Raw genomic sequence first — 20,907 nt, 5'->3', positions numbered from 1 at the left:
AATTTTCTTAATATTTTTTTAATGTAATTTAATAAAAGTTTGTACGTATTGCTAATTTTTTGGACGCGCAAGTTGAGATTCTCATCCGTTATTGAATAAGAATTTTTCTGTATCTATACGCATCGCATACATGTTCGTTTTGCAAAAGGCTGAATACAACTCGGTCTTAAGTCTGAGTCGAAAACAGTTCTTAAGCTCGTTATGGAAATATGAAAAAATAGTTAAGATAAGAGTATCAAATCGAAGGGAGGCAAGCACAAGATGAAACAATTTCTAGCGTTTATCGCAGCCGGTATTTTGGCTTTAATTGCTCTTGGTAGTCTTGCTGGTATTGTAGGATTCGCCATTGGAGCAGGAGTTGTGTACTGGAGCTATAAATCATTTGTGCGAGCTAAATCATTCTTTGGAAAGTTAGCTTGGGGTATTGTTGGTTTAATCGGTTTGTCCATTGCACTTTCTCATTCCCCAGCATTAATCGGTATCGCAGCATTAGTAGTTTTATACTACGGTTACCGTGAGTGGAAAAAAGAAAAAAATGTAGTTGTTGATGCTGATCCAGAAAGTTCTAAACCATATAGCAACTTTGAAGATGAGTGGAACAAGTTAATGAAAAACTAATATAAAATGAATCAAATCAAATCAAATCAAATCAAATCAAATTATAAAGTAGAAGAGAGGAAGATTATAATGAAACAATCTTTATTCGGACGTGTACGTGATGCAATTTTAGCTGATTTTCATAATGTGTTAGATGAGAAAGAAAGAAAAAATCCAATTGCTATGTTAAACCAATATTTACGCGACAGTGAGCGTGAAATAACAAAAATTGAGAAGTTAATTCAGCGTCATAAAACATTAAAATCTAACTTTGCTCGTGAGCTTGAGCAAGCACGTTATTTCGTTAGTAAAAGATCAAAGCAAGCTATCATCGCACAAGAAGCAGGCGAATTACAATTGCATGAACGCGCATTAGAAGAAGTAGCGTATTATGAAGGGCAAGTAACTCGCTTAGAAGAAATGTATGCTGGCGTTGTAGAGCAAATTGATGAGTTAGAGCGTCGTCTTTCAGAAATGAAAAATAAATTAAAAGAAATGAACGCAAAGCGTATGGAATTAATGGCACGTGAAAATATGGCGCATGCAAACCGCCGTATGAATACTGCTATTCATAAAATGGATGAAAATAATCCGTTCTTACGATTCGAAGAAATTGAAGATCACATTCGTGACATAGAGCTGCGTATAAATGAGGAGCATGAGCGTGATACATTTGATATGAAAATTGCAAAACTAGAGCGTGAAATGAAAGAGAAAAATGAAGTATCGTTAACGAAAGAAGTAACAAAATAATTGTAGTATATAATAAAACAGGCTTATGATATAGTGATAGAAGAAAAGGTGTTGGAAAGCAATGCCTTTTCTTCTATGTATATGTGACAAGGAGGGGGGGAGCTGAAATGAAGAAGCAATTTTCAAAAACACAATTAATGGGGATGCTCCTCATCATATTTGGATTCGGTCTTTTTCTTGATATGATACTTGGACATTTTGAACCAGGTGGTCTAATTTTTGCATTTATTATGATTATGTTTGGAAGACATTATCGAAAGAAGAACCGTTATGTAAGAGGGAATGTATTTTTATTTGTCGGTGGTATTGTATTCTTATTCTTCTTATTTTCATCAGCAGCATTCGTACTTGTTGTGTTTGCTTGTTTAGCTTTAATTGGTTATCAACTTATTCAACAAGGACATCAGCAAAAAGCAATGAAAGTTGAAATTAAAGAAAAGGGATATATAGATGAAGAAAAACAAATATATCGTACAGAACCGTATATAAAAAATATGTTTGTAGGTAATGTCCGGATGATGGATCATATTTATGAAATAGAGGATATTAACGTCCAATATGGTGCTTGTGACGTCGAGATTGATTTAACAACTGCTATGATTCCAGAGGGGGAAACGGTTATTGTTATTCGGGGCGTCATTGGTAATATTCGTTTATATGTACCATATGATATTGAATTGTCTTTAAATCATTCTGTTATTGTTGGGCGAGTGCTCCTGCCAGGACATGAAGAAACTGGATTTAACCGTAATGTTACGTTTAGAACAGAACAGTATAAAGAAGCTCCTCGTCGTATTAAAATTATTTCTTCGCTTGTCGTAGGCGATACGGAAGTGAGGAAAGTATAATGAAAAAACAAAGGAATATTTCGTGGATGTATATTCGTTATTCTATGTTATCTTCTGTAAGTATCGCACTTATTTGTACGATTGTTTATGTATGGAAAAGTGAGCAACAAGTTTATGATATATTATGGAAAGAATCCATCGCTTCTGTTCCAATTGGCTTGTTTATTATGAGTACCAGTCTCCTTATCGGAGGAATTGTAGGGTATGCAATCGGTTATTATATAGAGCAGCGTATACAAGGATTAAATACTTTTCTGTTCGAAGTAGAGCGAGGGAATTTTCCAAGTGATGTTTCATTTACTGCGGATGATGAATTTCATGAAGTGGAACGAAAAGTAATTGGTCTTGCTCGTCGCTTAGAAGAGCAAGCTGGGCTATTTCAAAAAGTAACGAATGAACGAGCCCATTGGAATGAAGAGATGAGACAAGAAGCGATTTCTCAAGAAAGGCATCGATTAGCGAGAGAGCTGCATGATTCTGTAAGTCAGCAGCTTTTTGCAATGTCGATGATGATGTCAGCCATTAATGAACAAGCAGCTGAAATTCCAGACACGACGCAAAAACAGTTGCAGCTTGTTGAAAATATGGTTGTAAATGCACAATCAGAAATGAGAGCATTGCTCCTTCATTTACGCCCAGTGCAGTTAGAAGGTAAGAAACTAACAGAGGGTATAGAAGAATTATTAACAGAACTGTCTAGAAAGCAACATATGAAAATTGAATGGTTAATTGAACCGATTCAATTAAAAAAAGGTGTAGAGGATCATTTATTCCGTATTGTACAAGAGGCACTGTCTAATACTTTACGGCATGCGAAGGCAAAGAAAACCGAAGTACGCCTTCGTAAAATTGATCAATATGCGATTTTGAAAATTATTGATGACGGTGTTGGGTTTAAAGTTGGGGTTAATAAGGCTGGTTCATACGGTTTAAGGTCAATGCAAGAGCGAGTTCATGAAATTGGTGGTACATTAAAAGTTCTTAGTTTTCCGAATAAAGGTACGCAAATAGAAGTGAAAGTACCTATTATGATTGAGAGAGGGGGAGAATCATGATAAAAGTATTATTAGTTGATGATCATGAAATGGTTCGAATGGGTGTATCAGCATATTTATCAACGCAGTCAGATATTGAAGTAGTTGGAGAAGCTGAAAATGGAAGAAAAGGTTCAGAGTTAGCTTTGCAATTAAGACCGGATATTATTTTAATGGACCTTGTTATGGATGAGATGGATGGGGTTGAAGCGACACGTGCTATTATTCAAGAATGGCCAGAAGCGAAAATTGTAGTTGTCACGAGCTTTTTAGATGATGAAAAGTTATATCCTGTTATTGAGGCGGGGGCGACAAGTTATTTATTAAAAACATCAAGAGCGAGTGATATTGCAGATGCTGTACGAGCTACTTATGATGGGGAAACGGTATTAGAGCCGAAAGTTACTGGCAAAATGATGTCTCGTATGCGTCAGAAGAAAGAACAACCTTTGCATGAGGAGTTAACAGAAAGAGAGTCTGAAATTTTGTTATTAATTGCAGAGGGGAAAAGTAATCAAGAGATTGCAGATGAGTTGTTTATTGCCCTTAAAACAGTAAAGACACATGTGAGTAATATATTAAATAAGCTAAATGTAAGTGACCGGACACAGGCGGTTATTTATGCGTTTAGACACCAATTGACAAAATAAGAAGGAAGCTTTGACTATATATGGTCAAAGCTTTTTGTTGACGGTTAATTATGTAAACGTTATCATTAAGGTGTTAACAGTACATACAAAGGGGAGAGAGTGTATGTTAGTTCAAACGATATTTGGAATGGATGAAACGAAAAAATTAGGTAACTATGTGAATGCGTTGCAAGCACTTTGTGGACAATATGATATTGAAACAGATCGTATTGCAATTATTGAGGCAACAGAAGAATATTATTTATTTCTAGTGAAGCAAGAAGATTGCTATGATGTTGTAAAAGTAAAAACAGTGGATACGAATATTGATTACTATACGAAAGCTTATAAAGTAAGTAGCTTTAATCATACTTCTTATCAAATGTAAAAAACTCCCGAAATGGGAGTTTTTTTATGATGCTTTCGATTCAGGTGAATGGTCCGTTAATGGTACTGCTTTTGCACCACTTAATTTTGCGATGGCAAAACCGATAATAGCCCCAACTAATGCTGGTACTAACCAGCCAATTCCTTCATTATATAATGGAATAAACTCGAAATAAGATGTGATAAATGAAACAGGAATATTCCCTTGTTTTAATCCGTCAAAAACGCTAACAACTGCTGTTCCAATTAAAGCACATACATAAACAGATCGATAGCCACCGAAATATTTATGAAGTAATGATAATAACACGAGTACAATTGCAACTGGATATACAACAAGTAAAATAGGAACAGAGATTGCAATAATTTTTGTTAAACCTAAATTGGCAACTAATAATCCTAACAAGCAAATGACGCTTGCTAACGTTTTGTATGAAAATTTTGTAAATAATGTTGAGAAGTATTGACTGCATGCAGATACAAGTCCAACGCATGTTGTTAAGCAAGCGAGTGTAACGATAAGAGATAACAGAATTAGACCATATGGACCGAATAATTGTTGTACGATAACGGTAAGTAGCTGTCCTCCATTGTTTGCGTATCCAAGAGAGACACTAGTTGTACCGAGCCAGCCAAGTGCACCATATACAAGTACGAGGCCGGTAGCGGCAATAAGTCCTGCTTTTGTTGTTGCGATGGCAATTGATTTACGGTCATTCACACCTTTTGAGCGAATTGCATTTACAACGATAATCCCAAATGCAAGTGCTGAAATGGTATCCATCGTTAAGTATCCTTCCATAAAACCTTTGAAAATTGGAGAAGTTTGATACTCTTGCATGGCTGGTCCAGATTGCCCGAGGGGTGTAAATACACTCTTAACGAATAATAAGAAAATAGAGAGTAATAAAATAGGGGTTAATACACTTCCGATACGATCGACGAGCTTAGAAGGGTTTAAACTAAGCCAAAATACGATAGCAAAGAAGATGACTGTGTATAAAAATAGGGCTAGGCTGCTAGAGCGAATAGATTCTGGTAAGAAAGAACTAACTCCCATTTCATAAGCGACATTAGCGACACGCGGAATGCCCATAGATGGACCGATTGCAATGTATACAATTACCGTAAAGAATATTCCGAATGATGGGTGAACATGACTCGCAAGTTGCTGCATTCCATTTCCTGATAAAGAAATAGCGATAACAGTAAGTAGCGGTAAGCCGACTCCTGTTAGTAAAAAGCCAATCATCGCTGGCCAAAAATTTTCACCAGCATTTTGTCCAAGCATTGGAGGGAAAATTAAATTTCCTGCCCCAAAAAATAAAGAAAATAGCATAAGACCTGTGAAAAAAACGTGCTTTTTTGATACAGTGTTCATTGTTTTTCCTCCTTTTTTGTAAATTCATTGTAAGAACACAAAAAACTCGTCCCTTAAGAAAGGGACGAGTTATATTTACCCGCGATACCACCCTAATTTATACATGTAGAAATATATCTATATGTATACGGCTTTACAACGTACAACATGATACGTGTTCCTTGTAACGGGGGACGACCGGTAAGAACTTACTTCAGCATTCGGTTCTACTCCTCGGAGATGATTTTCGGTTACGAACTGAGCATTGGCTTTCAGCAAAATACCAACTCTCTGGGGAACAGCCCTATAACGTACTCGTTCTCGTCAATGAATTTTTATACAAGTATTCTGACAACATTCTCACATGTTTTTTTTAGAAAGTCAACATATTTTTTGGGAAATACACTTTCCTGTAGAAATATAGCTGAGAATATAAGGGTTAATGCTGTTTGTAAAAATGCTGTAAAACATTATAGAGAATTGTAAAGTTTATGGAGAAAATCGATATTTATAGGAGTAAGGGAGGATTTGTTTGAATTTGCAGAGAATAATACAACAATCCACTTGCTGGAAAGAACAAACCAAAAGAGGTGACTGAAATGCTTGCGATGGGAGTATTATTTGGCATTATTGCTATAATTGGTTTTATGTGGTTATATTATTCGCGTTCGTTTAAACAAGCAGAAGTTTTACTCTTTCAAAAAGGTAGTTTGTTGACAAATCAGTCTAGATATTTAGTATGTCCGAAGTGTGGAAGTGCACAGGCCAGGAGTGGAGGATATCAAGAGTGTTGCAAAACTAGATTATGAAGGAAGGAAGCCTCACATTATTTTGTGAGGCTTCCTTCCTTACAATTTCTTAGCGCTCCAAATGGTCCAACGATCTCTTTCGATGATAGGAGAGACGTTTTGTAATGCCGTTTGGATATGATGTAGAAGTTGAGAAAGTTCATGATCTGTTAATTCATATAGAATGGATCGTCCGGTTCGAGGAGATAAATCTTGCAGCAATGCTTCTACAGAATCATGTGTTTTTCGTACTTCCCATTGTGTTTGTATGGGGAACACTTGAAGAGAATATTTTTGTAATTCTTGCTGTATAGTAGTGGTTTTTGGTCTTCTTTTTGATTCTATTTCAATGAGTTTTGGAAATACAGAGAAAAAGTATCCACGAATGTGTTCAGGACTTCCTGGAATTGTACAATCTTCAATAGTTCGGTCTTGTAAAATAAGTATACCGTCTTTTTTTAATATACGAGAAGCCTCTCGTATAAATGTAGGAATATCTTGTAAATGATGGATGACTGCGCGAGAAATGACAAGGTCGAAAGATTCGTTAGGATATGGAATGTTATGCGCATCACCGTGAATGAATGAAATGTTTGGGAAGGCATTACAATTTTCTTTTGCAGCTTGTAATATTTCTTTTGAAAAATCAAGCCCAACAACATTTTTGGCTCCCATAAGAGCAAGTTCTTTCGTATAAATGCCTCCACCACAACCTATATCAATTACTTGTTTGTTTTGTACATCTACAATATTGTTTATTGTTTCCTGCCATGAAATATGTGCGTTACGATTTGCATACGTATACTTATTATTTGCATCATGAAAATTAATGGACATTGTAAAATCCTCCCTTCAGTGTATAGTATAGCTCATTCTATATAATGTAACGTTTTTGTTTTATGCATGAGGATTATAAGAATATCTTATTGGAAAGGAGAATCGATTTGAAAGGGAAATATTTAATGTTTTTATGTGTTATTTTACTCGCGTCGTGTGGTCAAGCCGAGCAAAAGAAGGAATCGAAACAAGTAGAGGAGACAGTGAATGAAGTGAAAGAACCATTACAAATAACTGTTATACAAAAAGGTAAAGAAGAAAAAAATTTAAAGAAAATGGATGCGGAGTTGGTGGTGGATATTATAAACAAAGCGGAAAAACAAGAAGTAACGGGTAGTTTTGGTGAACCGGAATATGAAATACAAATTAGTAGAGATGGAAAAAAAGAAACATATTATGCATGGTTAAGAGGAGAAGACCGCCGAGGATGGGTGCAATATAAGAAAGATATGTATATGCTGAACGAAAAAGATACGGAAAAACTTTTGGCTATATTTCCAAAGATTCCAGAACAAAAAGAAGATGAGATGCAAGTAGGGCCTTTAACGGAAATAACGAAAAAAGATTTGCAGATTACCGCGTTTCATATTAAAGCAGGCGATCAAAAAATAAATTATACGGTACGTTATACGATTTCACAATCACTATATAATAAGTTAGCAAAGGAACAAGAATATTATTTGCAATTGATTTTCCCGGAAAAGATTCAAAAATTAATTGGAGCAAAAGAGAGTGAAATGATTTCAGCTGAAAAAGTAAAGGAAGGGTATAAACAGTATGAATTGAATGTTACTGTTCCGATAAAAGATGCTTCAGAATCACAATTAAAAGCACTAGAAACCTATTATGATAATTACGATTTACAAATATTAAATAGTAAGAAAGAAAAAGTAGGAGCATTTCAAAACATTATTCAAATTGTTAAAGAGTATGGTGAAAAAATGAATTTACAAAGATAAAGTGAAACTTTAATCAGTGGGGGGCATCCACCGCTGATTATTAGCACGACTCCCACCTAACTTCTTTGCTCCAGCCGAATTTTGAGGTGGGATTCTTATTGCCTGCAAATAGCGGGCAGTAAGAATCATAAAGTCTATATGGCCTTTCCTAGGAAATGATAATAGAGGGGAAAGATCCCCTCTATTATTTTGCTTTTGCAGATGGCTCATTCATTGATTTTCGTGTAATTAGAAAGGAAATCATAAGAGCAGAAAGAATAATAAGGGCTATAAATAAGTGATTTGGCAACCAATCTAATAATAATACGTAACTGACGGTATAAAAAATAAGAGTTGAAGCTAAAAACGATAGAGCGCCTATCATAAGAGATTGTAATTTCATTTGTATTTACCTCCTTTTATTTTTATTTTTGGCTAAAAATGGATGAAATAAACATTATTTCTAACAATAGAAAAAAATATGTCATAATAGAGAAAAGAATAAGTTTTGATGAGTGTATATGGCTCAGTAAAGCGAGATAAAGGAGAGGAATATGAAAAATAATAAAAAAGGGTTATGGGGAATTATTGTTACAATAGGGTTATTTTTACTATCTAAGTTAAAATGGGTATTTGCAATTTTTAAGTTAGCAAAATTTTCAACAGTATTTAGTATGTTTTTATCGCTTGGTGCATACGCAGTCATATATGGTTGGAAGTTTGGGGTAGCACTCGTGTATTTATTGTTTGTACATGAGATGGGGCATTTATGGGCAGCGAGAAAGAAAGGTATACCAACATCGCCAGCAATCTTCATACCATTTATGGGAGCTCTTATTGGGATGAAAGAGATGCCGAAAAATGCAAAAGATGAAGCTTACATCGCCTATATGGGACCTCTTTTTGGATTGCTTTCATTTTTACCCGCGATCCCACTGTATATAGTAACGAAAGAGCCGTTTTGGGCGCTTATTATTTTACTTGGAAGTATGATTAATTTCTTTAATTTAATTCCAGTTTCACCGCTAGATGGCGGCCGAATCATTTCAGTTGTAAGTACTAAAATTTGGGGAGCCGGGCTTGTTTTACTGCTAGGCTATTCAATTTACTTTAAAAGTATTTTGGGAGGATTTATTGTTATTATCGGCTGTATGGAATTATATAGAGTAATAAAGAGAGATGAGCCGATTAAGGAATTAGGATATAAAATCGATGGAATGAAGGAATATGTTGCTAGGCTTGAAGAGGAATTAAAAGAAACTGGTGCGGTGCATCGAACGATTTATATGATTCACCATGAGATGAATGTATTAAGACAAAGAGAACGTGAAAAAGAATTAAAAACAGGAGAACTTCAAAAGATTGAAGTGCTAGAGTACCTTTTACCAAAATTTGAGCCACTTGATTATGTCCCATATGAAGATGAAAAAGAAATGCATACAATTCATATAAGAGAAGCATTTGAAATGTCAGAAAGAAAATTAAATGAATGGGAAACAGAAAAGGAACAACAAGAAAATTATTATAAAGTCGATACGAAAACGAAATGGACAGTATTTGCTTGTTATATCGGATTAATGGCTATACTCGGTTATACCGCTTATGAAGGTTATATTGTTTTACAAGAGCATTTACCAAGGAGAAGTTTGTAGAAAAATAGTGTCGAAATGAAAAGAAGGATTTAAACAGGAAGTACATTTCTACGAGAGAATGTTACAAGTGTAACAGTACATTGTAATATTCATAGTAGAAAAGGGGTTCTGTATATGAAGAAATTGTTAAGTGTATTGGTAACTATTACTGTGATGGCAATAGCGAGCTATAGTCTTATGAAAGTACTATTATATTATGCGAATAAGTCTGCTGGAGTAAATACAGTAGTACAAATAGAAGAGGTGCAAGAGAAGAAGAAGACACTCGATTTTGTTCGTACGACACATGAAAGTTATAATAATTTCTTGAATTATGGTAAGGCAGAGAAATATACAGATGGGGATTGGAAACATTTTAAACAATGGTTTCAAGAGCAAGAAGCCTCTTTAAAAAATATACATAAAGAAATAAAAAATGAAAAAATAAAGCGCGATGTGAATAGAAGTTATGAAATTGTAAAAAAAGGTGTGGAGCTTCAGAATATGGAGTATGTAATCTATGCTCATCGCGTATATCATGACTTGGATATACACATAAATAAATATAAAGGTGAAACGAATATATGGGGGTATACAGAGTTTGGAAACGGGCAGAATATAAAAGTAATTGAACAAGCGATACAAGCAAAGTAGTAAGCTAGCTAGAATTCTAGTTAGCTTATTTTCTTTGAGGACGATTGGTGAGGGAGGGGGTATGGAAGACCTCCGTACATTAAAATTTTACGATATATGTGCATTGTTCATATATTTTTCACAAAAACAACGTGTTAATAGTGATTAAAATCACAATATGTATTATACAATTCAGTTAAACTAAAAACAGTTAAGGAAATAGAGGAGTGGGATACAATGTTAAGTGCAAAAACAATTGAAATAGTAAAGTCAACAGTACCATTATTACAAGAAAAAGGCGTTGAAATTACAACGAGATTTTATCAAATTTTATTTTCTGAACATCCGGAGTTATTGAATATTTTTAACCATACGAATCAGAAAAAGGGAAGACAACAACAAGCGTTAGCAAATGCTGTATATGCAGCTGCAATGTACATTGATAATTTAGAAGCTATTATTCCAGTTGTAAAACAAATCGGTCATAAGCATAGAAGTTTAGGTATTAAAGCAGAGCATTATCCAATAGTAGGTACATGCTTACTACGAGCGATTAAAGAGGTCGCAGGCGCACCTGATGAAGTTTTAAATGCATGGGGAGAAGCGTATGGCGTCATTGCTGATGCATTCATTAGCATTGAAGCGGATATGTATGAAGAAGCTGCACATAAAGAAGGTGGATGGAAAGATTTCCGCAACTTTGTGATTGTTAAAAAAGTGAAGGAAAGCGACGTTATTACATCATTTTATTTAAAACCTGAAGATGGCGGGAAAGTTTCTTCATTCATCCCAGGACAATATGTAACGATTCAAATAAATATTGAAGGTGAAACATATACGCATAATCGTCAATATAGCTTATCTGATGCTCCTGGAAAAGGATATTATCGTATTAGTGTAAAGAAAGAAAAAGGTGTAGATACACCAGATGGTAAAGTATCTAATTACTTACATGATCATGTAGGGGAAGGAGATGTCTTACCAGTAAGTGCACCAGCGGGAGATTTCGTATTAAATATGGAGTCAACATTACCTGTTGTACTAATTAGTGGTGGAGTAGGTATTACACCGATGATGAGTATGTTAAATACGTTAATTGAACAAGAATCAAAGCGTAATGTATGCTTTGTTCATGCGGCGATAAATAGTAATACACATGCGATGAAAGAGCATGTTGAGACAGTAGAAAAAGAGTATGAACAAGTTAAAGCATATACTTGCTATTCTTCACCGACAGAGCAAGATGTGGAAATGAAGAATTTTGATAAAGAAGGATTCATTGAACGTGAATGGTTACAAACTATTATTCCAACGACTGAAGCAGAATTTTATTTCTGCGGTCCAGTACCATTTATGAAACATATAAATGCTGCATTAATTGATTTGGGTGTTAAACAAGAGAACATTCATTATGAATTTTTCGGTCCCGCAGCAAGCTTACAATAGATTAAATTTGCACAAGCGAAAAACGAGGTATTATTTTACCTCGTTTTTGCTTGTTCTCTTAATAATCGATTTACTGTTTCGCGGCGTACACCTATGAGCTGCCCAATTTCAGTTTGTGTTAATATTTCATAAATAGGGATGTCACCTAAATATAAAGTGAACCACTCTTGTAAACGATGAAGGCGCTCTTTAGGAGAGACAGTTGTCAATTGATCGATACGCTGTTGCATCATTCGTAACTTCGATTGTAATTGCATCGCGATATTTGCATATGATGCAGGATTTGCTTGAAGTTGATCGTACCATTCATTACTAATTATAGGCTCAACTTCTGTTTTCATTAAAGCGATAGCTGTACCGTGATATTCCTTCGGTGAAATTAAAGAATGGTGAGGTATCGTTTCACCAGGAACGATAATATTAAATAAAAATGGTGTTCCGTTTTCTTCTAATCGAATAACTTTTAATAAACCTGTTTTTATAAAGTATAAAGGACCGTCCTCACCTTGACGGAATAATATATCTCCCTTATGTAGAATCAATGTTAGCCCCCCATTAAAATATTTCTATTTCTTATATTTTAGCGTATATGTATAAAGATAATATGCTTTTTAAACAGTAATTTCATTGACGAAATGTATGCTATTACAGTAGTATACTATTTAGTGTGTAATAGTACTAGCAATGAATACGCTGTAGGGGGTTTAGTATATTGTTAGATGCGATGAAGATGACGGATATGAGAATTCCGGCGAATGCTATCATTCATGTAGAAGAGATGAAAGGTGGAGTCGTTTTATCCGTTGAAATAGACGGCCAAATTATTTATACGATGGCTTATGATGAAGAAACAGATAGTTATGCTGAATTATATGATCGAAACGATAAGAGGGCGTGCCAAGTACATGAAGACTTTATGGGATGGTCACTTCTTCACTAAAAAGATGTCAATATGACATCTTTTTTTATTGAATCGATAGATTATACAAAGAAATGAAATATAAGGATAAAATTTGTAATAAATGATTTTGCATTGTTAGCACTTTGTAACTGTAAGATAACTGTTTTTTCGCTATCATAAGGATAACAGTCATAGCTATAGGAGTGATCAACTTGAAGAAAGTACATATTTCAAATTTTATGCTATTAAGTGTTTGTTTAGTTTTATTTGTTTTCCTAGGAGCCTTTTTATATTCATGTGTATAAGAAAAAACGTATTCTAGAAAGAACGCGTTATAAAAATGAAGTAATGATTAATCTAGTTCCAAGAATAATTAATGTGATACGTAATAAATTAATTACTGCATTACCGCTTAATTTCGTGTTAATATAAGCCCCGATTTTTCCGCCAATCCATGCACCAGGAATAAGAATTAATGCATAAGCCCAGCTGACATTTCCTAGAGAGATGTGAGTTAAAGAACTTACAATTGCTGAGAGAAATACGATAAACATTGAAGTTGCTACAGCAATGTGTGCTGGGAACGCAAAAAGAAGCATCATCGCTGGCACAAGTAAGGCGCCACCACCGATTCCGAATAATCCGGATATAAATCCAACTATAAAGGCAATAAAGATAGCGAGAAATGGTGGGAATTGATAGTCTATAGTATTTCCTTCGTTATCTGTAAAAGATCGCTTAATTACAGTCATATTTGATAGGGAAAGAGGTTTCAATTTGTCTCGTAGTATAAGAAGAATGGAGACGAATATAAGAAAAATCCCAAAGTATAAAGAAAATGTATCTTGGTTTAAAAATTTGTTTGCCCATGATCCGATAATACCACCAGGGCCACTCCCGATAAATAAAATAAGTCCACTTTTATAATCTACTCGTTTATGTTTCATATAAGTAAGGGTAGAAGACAGCCCTGTAAAAACGACTGTTACCATTGAAGTTCCTACTGCGAGTTGTGGTGATAAACTGTGTAATCCAATTAATAACGGAACGATAATAATTCCGCCTCCAAGCCCGACTAGGCTCCCGACTGTCCCAGCGATTAATCCGATGAAAAGTAACATGATGTATTCCAAAATTGCCAACTCCTCTATATAACTTATCCATCAATCATTATACACGCTTTTTAATAAAAAATAGGTTTGTTCACAAAAAAGTCGTCTTCCTTGAAAAATAAGGAAGACGACTTTTGATTAAAAGATTAAGTGTAATAAGTAGTAAAATAATGCAGCTAAAGAAGCTGAAATAGGAAGTGTAATAACCCATGTAATTAACATGCGTTTTGCAGTTCCCCATTTTACACCTTTCACACGATGTGAAGCACCAACCCCTAAAATAGAAGAAGAGATAACGTGCGTTGTACTAACCGGTAAGTGAATGAATGTTGCACCGAAAATAACAAGTGATGATGATAAATCGGCAGCTACACCATTTACAGGACGAATTTTCATAATTTGTCCACCGACAGTTTTAATAATTTTCCATCCACCGACAGAAGTACCAAGACCCATTGCGATTGCACAACATAATTGTACCCAGAACGGGATGTCGTCAGAAGTATGATAGTTATTGGCCATAAGAGCCATCGTAATGATTCCCATTGCTTTTTGTGCATCATTCGTACCATGTGTGTAAGCTTGTAATGCTGCAGTGAAGATCTGGAATATACGGAAGTTCTTGTTCGTTTTCGTTAAGTTAAAGTTTTTAAAGACCACTTTGAAAATACTATATACGATGTAACCAATAACAAAAGCGATAATCGGTGAAATGATTAAAGCTTCAAGAATTTTTATAAACCCTTTATAGTTTAATGAGCTAATACCAGCAGCAGCAATTGCTGCACCAGCGATTGCACCAATAATTGCATGCGAAGAACTACTTGGAATGCCATAGTACCAAGTGAGCAAATTCCAGACTATTGCCGCAAGCAAAGCAGCTAAAATTACAAGAGAACCATTTGGCAAGGCAAACGGGTCAACGATATCTTTTGTAATAGTTTTTGCTACACCTGTAAATGTCATCGCACCTAAAAAGTTCATAATAGCTGCCATAACAATTGCATGTCTAGGCTTTAGAGCTTTCGTTGAAACAGCCGTTGCAATAGCGTTTGCTGTATCGTGAAATCCATTGATAAAGTCAAAAGCTAAAGCGCAAATGACTACTAAAACGGTCAGTATCAAGAGTGTATCCATGATCAAACTCCTTACGCGTTCTTCATAATGATTGTTTCTAATACGTTTGCAACGCTTTGACAGCTATCAGCTACTTCTTCAAGCTCTTCGTAAATCTCTTTAAATTGAATAATCTTAATCGGATCTTTCTCACGAGAGAATAAGTGCTTAATCGCATGACGGCGAATATCATCACATTGTGACTCGTAATCCTTAATCTTAATCGCATTTGTACGAATATCGACTAATTTCTTTTTAGATAGTAATTCAACAGAGTTTGCAATTTCAATCGCACATTGATTAATTGCTTCTACAAATTTAATCATGTATTCATCAGCTTCTGTAATAGAATACATTTCGAATAGACCAGCACTATGATCTAATCCGTCTAATACATCATCCATACTCATTGCAAGCTGTAGGATGTCTTCACGTTCAATAGGAGTAATAAACGCTTTGTTTAGCTCCATAATGATTTCGTGAATGAATGAGTCACCTTTTGACTCATACTCTTTCATGCGCATAGAAAATTCTTTTAAATCGCTAGCATTTTTAATTTTATACTCCACGAAAAACTGCGCGCCTTCTTTTAAATTTTCGGAAACATTCATTAGCATTTCAGAAAATTTATCTTTCTTTGATTTAAAGACCATTATTGTTACCCCCACAAAAGTAATATATGTAAAATATATTGGCTAATCAATTCTAACAAAAAACTGTCGTTTTTTAAAACATTTTATCGAAAAGTTTACAAAAACTTAACATAACTCTCATTGTTGTATTAATAATATTAATACTGAATAGTGAATATCTTACTTGTAGAATGTCCTTTTCTTGTGAAAAGTATGAATGTGAAAGAAAAGCTTTACACTATAGGAACGACTACGTTATTATAATGAATTTAAAAGGAGGTATATTCTTCCTTTTAAAAAGAAGAGTGTAAACAAATGAAGGAAGTGAACCAATGAAATTGAAGAACACTCACTTAAAAAAAACGCTTGAGTGGTTCAATAAGAGGAAGAAACTACGCAATTCATTAATTGTATTGGGAAGTTTACTTGCTACTCTATTTATTGTTGTAAATATAATAATTTCCATTCAAGATATATCTGAATTAAAACAAGCTGTTCCACAACCAACTTTAATTTATGATGCAAATAATGAAGTTGCGACTAAATTAGCTTCTTCTAAAACAGAAGGAGTTAAAAGGAAAGATATTCCTGATATTATGGTTCAAGCAATTGTTGCAGTAGAAGATAAGGAATTTTTTAGTCATCATGGTATTTACTATAGTGGAATCATAAGTGCTGTATTTAAGAACATTACAGCTGGTGAAGTTGTGGCAGGTGGTAGTACAATTACACAACAACTTGCAAAAAATGTATTTTTGACACAAGATCGCACATACTCACGTAAAATAAAGGAATATTTTTTAACAAAAAAAATAGAGCGTACTTATTCAAAAGATGAAATTATAGAAATGTATATGAATCAAATTTATTTTGGTGAAGGTGCTTGGGGGATAAAAAGAGCAGCTAAATCGTATTTTGATAAAGAGGTAAAAGACTTAACAATTTCAGAAGCTGCAACGATTGCAGGATTAATTAAAGCGCCATCTGCGTATTCGCCGTATAAAAATTTTAATAAATCAATTGAAAGACGTAATGTCGTATTAGGTTTAATGAAGGAGCAAGGATATATTTCTGAAGAACAATATAGTCAGGAGAAAGAATCAGGTCTTGTATTACGACGTGGTGTTGACGATAAATATAAGGGGAAATATTCTCAATACGTAGATTATATTGTTAGAGAAGCGATGGACAAGTATGAATTAACACAAAATGAAATTTTAGCAGGTGGTTATCGTATTTATACGGAACTTGACCCGAAAAAACAACAAGCGGTTGAAGATGTTGTGAATAATGATAGTTATTTTAAAGATAGTGGTTCAGATCAGCTTATGCAAACTGGAGTGGTCCTTATGAATCCAAAAACTGGCGGTGTTCCGGCTTTAGTTGGAGGTAGAGGTCCTTATCAATTTTTACAGTTTAATCATGCAACACAATTAAAAAGACAGCCAGGTTCAACGTTAAAGCCTCTTGCAGTGTATGTACCAGCATTAGAGCAAGGATATGAAGTATACGATGTATTAAAAGATGAACCGTTTAATATTAAAGAATATGCACCACAAAATAGTGATCATACGTTCCATGGTAATGTGACGATGTATGAAGCTGTGGCAAAGTCATATAATGTTTCAGCAGTTTGGCTATTAGAGCAAATAGGGTTAGATAAAGGATTGAAATCTTTAGAGCGGTTTGGTATTCCATTAGAGCCTGAAGACCATACGTATCCGATTGCTTTAGGCGGGATGCATGTAGGTACATCTCCATTTGTAATGGCCCAAGCATATAGTACATTTGCAAATGATGGTGTTCAAGTGGAGGCTCATGCAATTAGAGAAATTCAAAACGCTGAAGGTGAAACGATTGGGAAATGGTATAAGAAAGAGACACGGGTGACGAGTGAGAAAATTGCTCAAAAGATGACATATTTATTAAAAGGTGTTGTCGAAAAGGGAACAGGTGAAAAAGCGAAAGTTAATAATGTTGATACGGCGGGTAAGACAGGTACTACTCAAATTGTAAATGGTCCAAGAAATGGTGCAAAGGATTCATGGTTTGTTGGATATACGCCAGATTTAGTAGGTGCGATTTGGGTAGGATATGATAAAACTGATAGCGAGCATTATGTTCCGGGAGGGAGTCAAATTACGACGACGATGTTCCGGGATATCATGAAAAAAGCAAATGTAAATCCAGCTCAAAAAGCATTCCAGTTATCGCTAATACCTGAGGCTGACTACAAAAAACAATTGCAAACAATCGAAGAGGAAAAACGAAGGAAAGAAGAGGAACAACAAAGAAAACAAGAGCAGCAAGAGTGGTTTGATAAAGTGAAAGAGTGGATTCCATCATTTTGGTAAAAGAAAGAGGCGAATAACGAAATTCGCCTCTTTTTCGTATGAAAAATAAAGTGAAACTTCAATCATTAGGGGGGCTATCCACCACTAATGATTAGCCCATACTAATCGGGAAATGATATTACTCGTTTAGTATAATGTTCGTACTGCCAAAGGATTGAGAATCGTATGTGATAATGATTTTGCCTTTACTAATAGGTTCGTAAGGTAATTCTTCTTCATAACTACCATTATTTTCATTATGGATAGAAAGCGTGATTTCATCAATTTCTCTATTTATATACTGATCTTTAATCGTTTCAGCAATTTGAAGTAGCGTTTCGTAACTAGAAGCTTTCGTAATAAGCATTCCTTTTATAACCTTTTTTTCATTATTTGTTGCATTGGAATAAGGGATGTTGCTTTGTTTTGTATACAAAAGCTTGTATGGAACTGTTTTTCTCTCTGCTTTTGATATAGTGGAATATTTTAGAGTAAAAAAAAATCCTACACATAAAATAATGCATACCATAAGAGCAATCCAAATGCGTATCAGTGACATAACTCTCATTTTCATCCCTCTTTCATATCTTTGACTTCACTATTTATCATACAAAATGAGGATTAAGATAGAGTAAATTTGAGGTAAAGAAACGTAAAGAAGGAGCACTTATCCTCCCAAATAAGTGCTCCTTTCTATATAAAAGGAGAAATTTAATCCACAGTCAAATGATGCATATTATTATAAATACGCTTATTTAGTGAAAATTAGTAAATTCGGAAGACAGTTAGTACAGCAGTTGTTTCACCTGTGTTTGGAATAGAGATAGTATTTGCTGTAGGTTGTACAGATATTGTTGTGCCAGCTGTTAAAGTGATAATCGTTGAGAAAGAAACCGCACTACCGATAACGTTAGTTGAAAAATTACGACTAGGTGGTTGGCCGTTAAACGAAAGACCGAAGCCAAATGGTGAAGAACCTGGGAAAGTTGTAGATGCAGAGAAACTAATATCGTATACACCAGTTTCTAAAACAGTTAGAGTATCAGAACCATTATAGGAGATGTTTGTTAATTCGAATGTTTCATTGAATTGTATATTGCTTCCTGGTGATACTGTTTGTGCATTTGTGTTTCCTAATACAGCTGTAGTTACAGGAATTGGAGTACCCGCTGGTCCAGTAGCACCAGTAGCACCTTGAGTACCAGTAGCACCTTGAGCACCAGTAGCGCCTTGAGCACCAGTAGCACCTTGAGCACCAGTAGCACCTTGAGCACCAGTAGCACCTTGAGCGCCCGCCGCACCTTGAGCACCAGTAGCACCTTGAGCACCCGCCGCACCTTGAGCACCCGCTGAACCTTGAGCACCAGTAGCACCTTGAGCGCCCGCTAGACCTTGAGCACCAGTAGCACCTTGAGCGCCCGCTGGACCTTGAGCACCAGTAGCACCTTGAGCACCAGTAGCACCTTGAGCACCCGCCGCACCTTGAGCACCCGCCGCACCTTGAGCACCCGCCGCACCTTGAGCACCCGCCGCACCTTGAGCACCCGCTGGACCTTGAGCACCAGTAGCACCTTGAGCACCAGTAGCACCTTGAGCGCCCGCTAGACCTTGAGCACCAGTAGCACCTTGAGCACCCGCTGGACCTTGAGTACCAGTAGCACCTTGAGCGCCCGCTGAACCTTGAGCACCAGTAGCACCTTGAGCACCCGCTGGACCTTGAGCACCAGTAGCACCTTGAGCACCCGCCGCACCTTGAGCACCAGTAGCACCTTGAGCACCTTGAGCACCCGCTGGACCTTGAGCACCAGTAGTACCTTGAGCGCCCGCCGCACCTTGAGCGCCCGCCGCACCTTGAGCGCCCGCCGCACCTTGAGCACCCGCCGCACCTTGAGCACCCGCCGCACCTTGAGCACCCGCCGCACCTTGAGCACCCGCCGCACCTTGAGCACCCGCTGGACCTTGAGCACCAGTAGCACCTTGAGCACCAGTAGCACCTTGAGCGCCCGCTAGACCTTGAGCACCAGTAGCACCCTGAGCACCCGCTGGACCTTGAGTACCAGTAGCACCTTGAGCGCCCGCTGAACCTTGAGCACCAGTAGCACCTCGAGCACCCGCTGGACCTTGAGCACCAGTAGCACCTTGAGCACCCGCCGCACCTTGAGCACCAGTCGCACCTTGAGCACCAGTCGCGCCTTGAGTACCCACCGGACCTTGAGGTCCAGTAGCGCCTTGAGCACCCGCCGGACCTTGAGGTCCAGTCGCACCTTGAGGACCGGTTGCGCCAGTTGCCCCTCCGCCAAGACAACCAGACCCATATTGAACTAGGATAGTTTGGATCTCTGTAATGAGTTTAACTAGTTTGTCGATAGTACAGCAATCTACTTTGAATAACTTAGCGATATATAATAAATAGTTAAGCAGGATTTGCAGTTCAACGTATAATGCTCCGCATGAGAAAGGTTTTGTTTTTAAAATAGTTAATAAGTTAGCGATAATAGAATTTCCAATCTTTTCTTGACCGGGTGATAAATCTAAGCAATTGAGGAATTTTTGTAGGTTATTTAGGGTATCGATAAGTTTACCGATATTAGCTTGAGAAGGATTTTGGAATACAGCTTGAATATTTTCACCAAGGGCTTGAAGAAGTCGAACAAACTCTTTCAGTCCGGACTTAGAGATGTTAATAAAACTGCAAGCTCTTACTTCGCAACAATCATTACCATAGAATACTTTCCCTTTATTTTTGTTGTTCATCTTTTCATTCCTTTCTATATATAGAGTAAATAGACATTACTATATATATAGAAAGGAATGAAAATTAAACTAAATTTGTAATGGATAATCTACCATTTCCCAAAAAATAAGAAGTTTACCTACTTAGCAAGAATAATTAAGAGATAGAGAAAAATTTATATCATTTCAAGAAGATTAA

Annotated in this window: 22 protein-coding genes and 1 other annotated feature; of the genes, 13 read left to right on the top strand and 9 right to left on the bottom strand. The window is 36.1% G+C overall.

Annotation, left to right across the window (positions count from 1 at the left end):
• The first annotated feature begins 261 nt into the window (after nt 1-261).
• The 6 genes from ACFWDE_RS15935 (at nt 262) to ACFWDE_RS15910 (ending at nt 4,249) form a co-directional block, all read left to right on the top strand.
• Nucleotides 262-618, top strand: coding sequence for a lmo0954 family membrane protein (locus tag ACFWDE_RS15935; protein ID WP_377893310.1), 357 nt, complete (start codon nt 262-264; stop codon nt 616-618).
• A 69-nt stretch (nt 619-687) separates the two neighbouring features.
• Nucleotides 688-1,350 (top strand): PspA/IM30 family protein, encoded by a 663-nt coding sequence (locus ACFWDE_RS15930; RefSeq protein WP_377893309.1) that lies wholly within the window; start codon nt 688-690, stop codon nt 1,348-1,350.
• A gap of 107 nt (nt 1,351-1,457) precedes the next feature.
• Complete coding sequence (gene liaF, locus ACFWDE_RS15925) at nt 1,458-2,198, top strand: cell wall-active antibiotics response protein LiaF (protein ID WP_070141476.1); 741 nt, start codon at nt 1,458-1,460, stop codon at nt 2,196-2,198.
• Nucleotides 2,198-3,253 (top strand): sensor histidine kinase, encoded by a 1,056-nt coding sequence (locus ACFWDE_RS15920; RefSeq protein ID WP_377893307.1) that lies wholly within the window; start codon nt 2,198-2,200, stop codon nt 3,251-3,253. Before liaF ends, ACFWDE_RS15920 begins: the two co-directional genes overlap by 1 nt.
• Complete coding sequence (locus ACFWDE_RS15915; protein ID WP_048526925.1) at nt 3,250-3,882, top strand: response regulator; 633 nt, start codon at nt 3,250-3,252, stop codon at nt 3,880-3,882. The genes ACFWDE_RS15920 and ACFWDE_RS15915 overlap by 4 nt, the downstream gene beginning before the upstream one ends.
• A gap of 10 nt (nt 3,883-3,892) precedes the next feature.
• Complete coding sequence (locus tag ACFWDE_RS15910; RefSeq protein ID WP_377893306.1) at nt 3,893-4,249, top strand: DUF3992 domain-containing protein; 357 nt, start codon at nt 3,893-3,895, stop codon at nt 4,247-4,249.
• Between the two features lie 24 nt (nt 4,250-4,273).
• Here the strand turns inward: ACFWDE_RS15910 and brnQ3 are convergent, their stop codons facing one another.
• Nucleotides 4,274-5,629, bottom strand: a complete 1,356-nt coding sequence (gene brnQ3 / locus ACFWDE_RS15905) for a branched-chain amino acid transport system II carrier protein BrnQ3 (RefSeq protein WP_377893304.1) — start codon at nt 5,627-5,629, stop codon at nt 4,274-4,276.
• 57 nt (nt 5,630-5,686) lie between these two features.
• Nucleotides 5,687-5,945, bottom strand: a binding site (T-box leader).
• Nucleotides 5,946-6,207: 262 nt separating this feature from the next.
• Here brnQ3 and ACFWDE_RS15900 point away from each other — a divergent pair.
• On the top strand, nt 6,208-6,417 hold the full coding sequence (locus ACFWDE_RS15900) for a hypothetical protein (protein WP_000880631.1): 210 nt from the start codon (nt 6,208-6,210) through the stop codon (nt 6,415-6,417).
• A 39-nt stretch (nt 6,418-6,456) separates the two neighbouring features.
• Here the strand turns inward: ACFWDE_RS15900 and ACFWDE_RS15895 are convergent, their stop codons facing one another.
• Complete coding sequence (locus ACFWDE_RS15895) at nt 6,457-7,233, bottom strand: class I SAM-dependent methyltransferase (protein WP_377893302.1); 777 nt, start codon at nt 7,231-7,233, stop codon at nt 6,457-6,459.
• A gap of 107 nt (nt 7,234-7,340) precedes the next feature.
• Between ACFWDE_RS15895 and ACFWDE_RS15890 the strand changes: the two genes are divergently transcribed.
• Nucleotides 7,341-8,192: a YhfM domain-containing protein gene (locus ACFWDE_RS15890; RefSeq protein ID WP_377893300.1), complete on the top strand. Its 852-nt coding sequence runs from the start codon at nt 7,341-7,343 to the stop codon at nt 8,190-8,192.
• 184 nt (nt 8,193-8,376) lie between these two features.
• Here ACFWDE_RS15890 and ACFWDE_RS15885 read toward each other — a convergent pair whose 3' ends face one another.
• The gene (locus ACFWDE_RS15885; RefSeq protein WP_000776287.1) at nt 8,377-8,574 is read right to left on the bottom strand and encodes a hypothetical protein; all 198 of its coding nucleotides are present in this window, start codon (nt 8,572-8,574) and stop codon (nt 8,377-8,379) included.
• A gap of 151 nt (nt 8,575-8,725) precedes the next feature.
• Between ACFWDE_RS15885 and ACFWDE_RS15880 the strand changes: the two genes are divergently transcribed.
• The 3 genes from ACFWDE_RS15880 to hmpA all read left to right on the top strand — a co-directional run bounded on the left by ACFWDE_RS15880 (nt 8,726) and on the right by hmpA (nt 11,881).
• Nucleotides 8,726-9,823 carry a site-2 protease family protein gene (locus ACFWDE_RS15880; RefSeq protein ID WP_377893298.1) on the top strand — a complete coding sequence of 366 codons (1,098 nt, stop codon included), beginning with the start codon at nt 8,726-8,728 and terminating at the stop codon, nt 9,821-9,823.
• A 114-nt stretch (nt 9,824-9,937) separates the two neighbouring features.
• Nucleotides 9,938-10,456: a hypothetical protein gene (locus ACFWDE_RS15875; RefSeq protein WP_002149447.1), complete on the top strand. Its 519-nt coding sequence runs from the start codon at nt 9,938-9,940 to the stop codon at nt 10,454-10,456.
• A 216-nt stretch (nt 10,457-10,672) separates the two neighbouring features.
• Nucleotides 10,673-11,881 carry an NO-inducible flavohemoprotein gene (gene hmpA / locus ACFWDE_RS15870; RefSeq protein WP_377893296.1) on the top strand — a complete coding sequence of 403 codons (1,209 nt, stop codon included), beginning with the start codon at nt 10,673-10,675 and terminating at the stop codon, nt 11,879-11,881.
• A 35-nt stretch (nt 11,882-11,916) separates the two neighbouring features.
• Here hmpA and ACFWDE_RS15865 read toward each other — a convergent pair whose 3' ends face one another.
• Entirely contained in the window at nt 11,917-12,423 is a 507-nt protein-coding gene (locus ACFWDE_RS15865) for a Crp/Fnr family transcriptional regulator (protein ID WP_377893294.1), read from the bottom strand.
• Nucleotides 12,424-12,593: 170 nt separating this feature from the next.
• On the opposite strand from ACFWDE_RS15865, the gene ACFWDE_RS15860 reads away from it, so the two are divergent.
• Nucleotides 12,594-12,821, top strand: coding sequence for a hypothetical protein (locus ACFWDE_RS15860; protein WP_000883004.1), 228 nt, complete (start codon nt 12,594-12,596; stop codon nt 12,819-12,821).
• Nucleotides 12,822-13,114: 293 nt separating this feature from the next.
• Here the strand turns inward: ACFWDE_RS15860 and ACFWDE_RS15855 are convergent, their stop codons facing one another.
• The 3 genes from ACFWDE_RS15855 to ACFWDE_RS15845 all read right to left on the bottom strand — a co-directional run bounded on the left by ACFWDE_RS15855 (nt 13,115) and on the right by ACFWDE_RS15845 (nt 15,663).
• On the bottom strand, nt 13,115-13,915 hold the full coding sequence (locus ACFWDE_RS15855; RefSeq protein ID WP_377893292.1) for a sulfite exporter TauE/SafE family protein: 801 nt from the start codon (nt 13,913-13,915) through the stop codon (nt 13,115-13,117).
• Nucleotides 13,916-14,032: 117 nt separating this feature from the next.
• Complete coding sequence (locus ACFWDE_RS15850; protein WP_002149443.1) at nt 14,033-15,031, bottom strand: inorganic phosphate transporter; 999 nt, start codon at nt 15,029-15,031, stop codon at nt 14,033-14,035.
• Nucleotides 15,032-15,042: 11 nt separating this feature from the next.
• Nucleotides 15,043-15,663: a DUF47 domain-containing protein gene (locus ACFWDE_RS15845; protein WP_000231445.1), complete on the bottom strand. Its 621-nt coding sequence runs from the start codon at nt 15,661-15,663 to the stop codon at nt 15,043-15,045.
• 311 nt (nt 15,664-15,974) lie between these two features.
• Between ACFWDE_RS15845 and ACFWDE_RS15840 the strand changes: the two genes are divergently transcribed.
• A complete protein-coding gene (locus tag ACFWDE_RS15840) occupies nt 15,975-17,996 on the top strand; it encodes a transglycosylase domain-containing protein (protein WP_377893289.1) in 2,022 nt (673 codons plus the stop codon).
• A gap of 118 nt (nt 17,997-18,114) precedes the next feature.
• On the opposite strand, the gene ACFWDE_RS15835 is transcribed toward ACFWDE_RS15840, so the two are convergent.
• Nucleotides 18,115-18,543, bottom strand: a complete 429-nt coding sequence (locus ACFWDE_RS15835; protein WP_377893288.1) for a hypothetical protein — start codon at nt 18,541-18,543, stop codon at nt 18,115-18,117.
• Nucleotides 18,544-18,740: 197 nt separating this feature from the next.
• A complete protein-coding gene (locus ACFWDE_RS15830; protein ID WP_377893286.1) occupies nt 18,741-20,729 on the bottom strand; it encodes a Gly-Xaa-Xaa repeat protein in 1,989 nt (662 codons plus the stop codon).
• Nucleotides 20,730-20,907: the final 178 nt, after the last annotated feature.

It is taken from the genome of Bacillus sp. NPDC060175, from assembly GCF_042728695.1.
In the GTDB taxonomy this organism is placed as follows: Bacteria; Bacillota; Bacilli; order Bacillales; family Bacillaceae_G; genus Bacillus_A.
The sequence above is the reverse complement of the archived record's forward strand: the minus strand, read 5'-3'. Positions and strand labels throughout refer to the sequence as shown.

Coding starts and splice junctions, on each gene's coding strand:
- ACFWDE_RS15920 (WP_377893307.1), top strand. CDS start 2,198: ATGAAAAAACAAAGGAATATTTCGTGGATGTATATTCGTTATTCTATG.
- brnQ3 (WP_377893304.1), bottom strand. CDS start 5,629: ATGAACACTGTATCAAAAAAGCACGTTTTTTTCACAGGTCTTATGCTA.
- ACFWDE_RS15845 (WP_000231445.1), bottom strand. CDS start 15,663: ATGGTCTTTAAATCAAAGAAAGATAAATTTTCTGAAATGCTAATGAAT.
- ACFWDE_RS15900 (WP_000880631.1), top strand. CDS start 6,208: ATGCTTGCGATGGGAGTATTATTTGGCATTATTGCTATAATTGGTTTT.
- ACFWDE_RS15935 (WP_377893310.1), top strand. CDS start 262: ATGAAACAATTTCTAGCGTTTATCGCAGCCGGTATTTTGGCTTTAATT.
- ACFWDE_RS15840 (WP_377893289.1), top strand. CDS start 15,975: ATGAAATTGAAGAACACTCACTTAAAAAAAACGCTTGAGTGGTTCAAT.
- ACFWDE_RS15850 (WP_002149443.1), bottom strand. CDS start 15,031: ATGGATACACTCTTGATACTGACCGTTTTAGTAGTCATTTGCGCTTTA.
- liaF (WP_070141476.1), top strand. CDS start 1,458: ATGAAGAAGCAATTTTCAAAAACACAATTAATGGGGATGCTCCTCATC.
- ACFWDE_RS15915 (WP_048526925.1), top strand. CDS start 3,250: ATGATAAAAGTATTATTAGTTGATGATCATGAAATGGTTCGAATGGGT.
- ACFWDE_RS15895 (WP_377893302.1), bottom strand. CDS start 7,233: ATGTCCATTAATTTTCATGATGCAAATAATAAGTATACGTATGCAAAT.
- ACFWDE_RS15880 (WP_377893298.1), top strand. CDS start 8,726: ATGAAAAATAATAAAAAAGGGTTATGGGGAATTATTGTTACAATAGGG.
- ACFWDE_RS15835 (WP_377893288.1), bottom strand. CDS start 18,543: ATGAGAGTTATGTCACTGATACGCATTTGGATTGCTCTTATGGTATGC.
- ACFWDE_RS15885 (WP_000776287.1), bottom strand. CDS start 8,574: ATGAAATTACAATCTCTTATGATAGGCGCTCTATCGTTTTTAGCTTCA.
- ACFWDE_RS15875 (WP_002149447.1), top strand. CDS start 9,938: ATGAAGAAATTGTTAAGTGTATTGGTAACTATTACTGTGATGGCAATA.
- hmpA (WP_377893296.1), top strand. CDS start 10,673: ATGTTAAGTGCAAAAACAATTGAAATAGTAAAGTCAACAGTACCATTA.
- ACFWDE_RS15830 (WP_377893286.1), bottom strand. CDS start 20,729: ATGAACAACAAAAATAAAGGGAAAGTATTCTATGGTAATGATTGTTGC.
- ACFWDE_RS15930 (WP_377893309.1), top strand. CDS start 688: ATGAAACAATCTTTATTCGGACGTGTACGTGATGCAATTTTAGCTGAT.